The following is a 1,214-nucleotide window of genomic DNA, read 5'->3' as shown; positions in this document are numbered from 1 at the left end:
CGGTTGAGCCGGCCTTTCTTTTTTTTTTCCCCCCCCCCCCCCCCCCTTTTTCCGCAGCCTTTCACGCACCATGCAAGCCATTGCCGAATTCGCACTTCCCGCTGTCGCCGATATTTCCGACGCCGCTCTCACCGCCCGCCTGCAGCATCTGCTGGACAACAAGACCAAGCCCCTCGGCTCCTTGGGGCGGCTCGAAGCCCTGGCCCTGCGCCTGGGCCAGGTGCTGGGCACCGACGCCCCAGCGCTGGTTCAGCCGCAGATGCTGGTGTGCGCGGGCGACCATGGCCTGGCGGCCAAGGGGGTGTCGGCCTTCCCCAGCGATGTGACCTGGCAGATGGTGGAAAACTTTCTGGCCGGTGGTGCCGCCGTCAGCGTGCTGGCGCGCCAGCACGGCCTGCAGCTCACGGTGGTGGATTGCGGCGTGGCCCGCAACGTCGGGCCGCACGAGGCGCCCGGCACCACGCGCCTGCTGGTGCGCAAGGTGGCACCGGGCACGGCCGATGCCTCGGTGGGCCCGGCGATGACGGCGGCGCAGTGCAGGCAGGCCATTGCCAACGGCATGGACGTGGTGCGCAGCCTGCCCGGCAACGCCGTGCTGCTGGGCGAGATGGGCATTGGCAACACCTCGGTGGCATCGCTGCTGCTGGCGCGGCTGGCAGGGCTGCCGCTGGCCGATGTGACCGGCGCGGGCACGGGTCTGGACGCTGCGGGCATCGCGCGCAAGCGGGCCGTGCTGCAGCAGGCGCTGGACGTGAATGCTGAAGCCACCAGCCCGCTGGAGGCACTGGCGGCGCTGGGCGGCTTCGAGGTTGCCACCCTGGTCGGCGCGGTGCTGCAGGCCGCAGCCGAGCGCCGCGTGATCGTGGTCGACGGTTTCATCACCAGCGCCGCCGTGCTGGTGGCCAGCCGGTTGCAGCCGGCGGTGCTGCAGCGCTGCGTGTTTGCCCACCGCTCGGGCGAGCGCGGCCATGCGCTGATGCTGGCGCAGATGCAGGCCGAGCCGCTGCTGGACCTGGGGCTGCGGCTGGGCGAGGGCTCGGGCGCGGCGCTGGCCTGGCCGCTGTTGCAGTCGGCCTGCGCCGTGCTGGCCGAGATGGCGAGCTTTGCGTCTGCGGGGGTGGCCACGCAGACGGCCTAAGAACGTGTTTACGATCTCCCAGGGGTCGCGCAGCGGCCTTGTCGGGATGGGATGCAAGGCACGGTGCGCAGTGGAT

1 protein-coding gene is annotated in these 1,214 nt (G+C 71.0%); it reads left to right on the top strand.

The window, feature by feature from the left end; all coding sequences use genetic code 11:
* Positions 1 to 70 precede the first annotated feature (70 nt).
* Entirely contained in the window at positions 71 to 1,138 is a 1,068-nt protein-coding gene (cobT, locus tag ACOQFS_RS08475) for a nicotinate-nucleotide--dimethylbenzimidazole phosphoribosyltransferase (RefSeq protein WP_421562460.1), read from the top strand.
* The last annotated feature ends 76 nt before the right edge of the window (positions 1,139 to 1,214 follow it).

Origin of the sequence: Paracidovorax sp. MALMAid1276, assembly GCF_049198005.1 — a bacterium.
Lineage (GTDB): Bacteria > Pseudomonadota > Gammaproteobacteria > Burkholderiales > Burkholderiaceae_C > Acidovorax.
This window is presented reverse-complemented; position numbering and strand designations above follow the sequence as displayed.

What these genes read in the sequence shown, in the direction of transcription:
- cobT (WP_421562460.1), top strand. Translation starts at nt 71, where the DNA reads ATGCAAGCCATTGCCGAATTCGCACTTCCCGCTGTCGCCGATATTTCC.